General features: G+C 31.6%; 3 protein-coding genes. 2 read left to right on the top strand and 1 reads right to left on the bottom strand.

What is annotated here, in order from left to right:
- The first annotated feature begins 414 nt into the window (after window positions 1-414).
- Both F6K13_RS26540 and F6K13_RS26535 read left to right on the top strand, forming a co-directional pair.
- Complete coding sequence (locus tag F6K13_RS26540) at window positions 415-1575, top strand: cupin domain-containing protein (protein WP_124147527.1); 1161 nt, start codon at window positions 415-417, stop codon at window positions 1573-1575.
- Window positions 1576-1577: 2 nt separating this feature from the next.
- Window positions 1578-2588 (top strand): sucrase ferredoxin, encoded by a 1011-nt coding sequence (locus F6K13_RS26535; protein ID WP_124147526.1) that lies wholly within the window; start codon window positions 1578-1580, stop codon window positions 2586-2588.
- Here the strand turns inward: F6K13_RS26535 and F6K13_RS26530 are convergent.
- On the bottom strand, window positions 2542-2890 hold a 349-nt coding region (locus F6K13_RS26530), incomplete at its 5' end, for a GNAT family N-acetyltransferase (RefSeq protein ID WP_287288934.1). The two genes, F6K13_RS26535 and F6K13_RS26530, sit on opposite strands and share 47 nt — an antisense overlap.

The raw sequence follows: 2890 nt of genomic DNA, 5'->3' as shown, positions 1-2890 counted from the left end.
AATTGAATATAAGGAAATATTATTTCTTTTTTTCCCCTTCAAAGGGGAGGCTTTAAACCAGAATTATTTAATTATTAATTATTAATAATTAATAATTCGGTAAAAAAGGTTATTGGTTAGGTCTGAGAATAACAAAGTATTCCAGCTTTATCGATCTATCAAATAATACAAAACCAATTTTAGGTAGCTTTTAATGTCAAAAATTTAAGAATTCTATAAAAAACCATGTTTATGATTATGTCAAAAAATTAATAGGAAAGTTTATCAATTATGTTGTACCTCAAGTATTTAATACAGCTCTATCAAAGAATACAGAATCAATTTTAGGTAGCTCTATAATATAAGAAGGTTAAGAATTATGGAAAAACCCATCTTATGATTATTTTCAAAAATTAATAGAAAAAAATATCGATTATGTTGTGCCTAAAATATTTAATACAGCCATTACCCCAGGAAGAGTTTCTGGAAAACAACTGGACTAAAAAAGCGATCGCCATCTCCAGTAAAGGACAGAAAGATTTTACAGACCTATTTTCATGGGACAAACTCAACCATCTATTGAACTTTCATCAAATAAAATATCCCGATGTGCGCGTGGCATTTGATGGAAAAGTTCTGGAGGCCAAAGAAAATAAAAATCTTACCCAATGGTGTCAGAAAGGTGGGACCTTAATCATAGACCAAATTCATCAAAGGATTCCAGAGGTTTCAATGTTGGCCTCAAAACTTAGTTATGAGTTAGGATATCCTACTCAGGTCAATGCTTACTGCTCCTGGTCTAGTAAACAAGGTTTTTCTCGTCACTACGATACTCACGATGTATTTATTCTGCAAGTAGAAGGAAGCAAACAATGGTATGTCTACACCGACACTTTAAAATACCCATTGCCAAATCAGAAATCATCCTCTCTTGAACCACCAGAAGAAGAAGCTTATTTAAGTTGTATTTTGCATCCAGGAGATGTACTTTATATACCTCGCGGACATTGGCATTACGCAGTTACAAAAGAAGAACCATCTATTCATCTAACTTTAGGTATTCACAGTAAAACAGGTATCGATCTATTGGAATGGTTAATCTGTAAATTACAACACAGAGAAGAGTGGAGACAAAGTCTACCTTTAAGAATAGATAATAATTCTTTTAATCTAAGTGTAGAAACCTTAATTCAAGACTTAGAACAGTATATAAATAATCATAATATTAGCGAAGAATATTATAGCTATTTAGATAGTTTGGGAAAACCTATCTATCAATATGCTTTGCCATATCAAGCCGGATTTAATATATTTGATAATGGTATTGAAACTAAGTTTAAAATACCTCAATTTCAACGTTTAAAAATTTCTCAAATATCCGAGCGAGAAGATGAATATAAAATCATAGTTTCTGGTAAAGAAGTATCTATTAAAGGAGTGCCAGAAAAGTTTATTGAAAATTTATTTAGTCGAGAAACATTTACTGGAAAAGACGTCATAAATTTACTCCCAGATTATGACTGGGAAATAGATATTATGCCAATGTTATCGAAGTTAGTTAATGAAAGAGTTATTTTTGTAGAACCTGGAGTTTAAACATGAATACATTTTTTTGCGCTGATGCTTGCCGACAAGCAAATGAAGATATTATTGGAAGTGGTACAAACTATTCAATATATGTGTTGATAGAGTGCCCTTATCCTTGGGATTATAATGCTTCCGAGTCTCGTTATCTACCAGAAAACTTAGATATTTTGATGAGAGAAGTCAGTAAATCTAAGCTTTCAGTCAGATTTTTACTAATCACTCAAAATCAAAATCAAAGACAAAATAATAGAAAAATTTTAATCTATGAAAAAGAGCAAAGTTCATTTATAAATGGTTATAAAAAATATGAATTTGATGTAGATCATCCTGAAAAAATGGCTCCTGTTATTCAAAAATATTTAGCCGGGGATAATTTAGATATTAATATTCAAGAAAATCAAATTAGGGATATGTTAGTTTGTACTCACGGTAGCCATGATAAGTGCTGTGCTAAATATGGTAATCCGTTTTATATGGAAGCTAAAAAAACTATTTCCGAATTGGGTTTAAAAAATACTAGGATTTGGAAAGCAAGTCACTTTGGTGGCCATAGATTCGCACCTACTATGATTGATTTTCCTGATGGTAGATATTATGGATTACTCAATGGGGAATCTTTTAAGTCTATTTTGCTACGAACGGGCAATATTAAATTATTAGGTGGTGTGTATCGAGGTTGGGGCATTTTACCAACTTGTATTCAGGCGTTGGAAAGGGAACTTATGTTCCATCATGGTTGGGAATGGTTTGATTATAAGATTAATTTTTTAGATATTGATATAAACTCTGATAGAACGTTAATTCAAACTCAATTAGCTGTAGTTAAACCTGATGGATCTAGATACACTTGTGAAGGTAGGTTAGTCAAAGATAAAAGTAAAACTATTCAACTTAAAGGTTCCTGCGATGCGACTAATAGTTATGAATTTATTAAGTATTATGTTAGCCATATTAATTTCACAATTGAACGGAAAATTACTGAGAAAGTGCTTGTAAATTATCCTCAGAAAAAAGCAAGTTAAAGTACATAAATTGATGGGGTATGCCTAAAAATTGAAATGGCTCGCCAGTTTCGATAAAACCTATTCTTTTATAGAACTTAGAAGCACTGAGACGAGTCATTACTCTCAAAGATTTTAGTTGTTTTTGCTTGGCAATTTCAATGATTTCTTTGGTTAAAGCTGTTCCTATTCCCTGAGATTGAAATTCAGGCAAAACACAAAGATATGCAATACTTCCTAATTCCTGAGATATTTCCCGCAGTCTAGCTGACCCAATAATTTGTTGTTCGTAAACAGCAATAATATGTAAAGCACTATCTTCA

Origin of the sequence: Okeania sp. SIO2B9 (genome assembly GCF_010672505.1) — a bacterium.
Classification (GTDB): domain Bacteria; phylum Cyanobacteriota; class Cyanobacteriia; order Cyanobacteriales; family Microcoleaceae; genus Okeania; species Okeania hirsuta.
The sequence above is the reverse complement of the archived record's forward strand: the minus strand, read 5'-3'. Positions and strand labels throughout refer to the sequence as shown.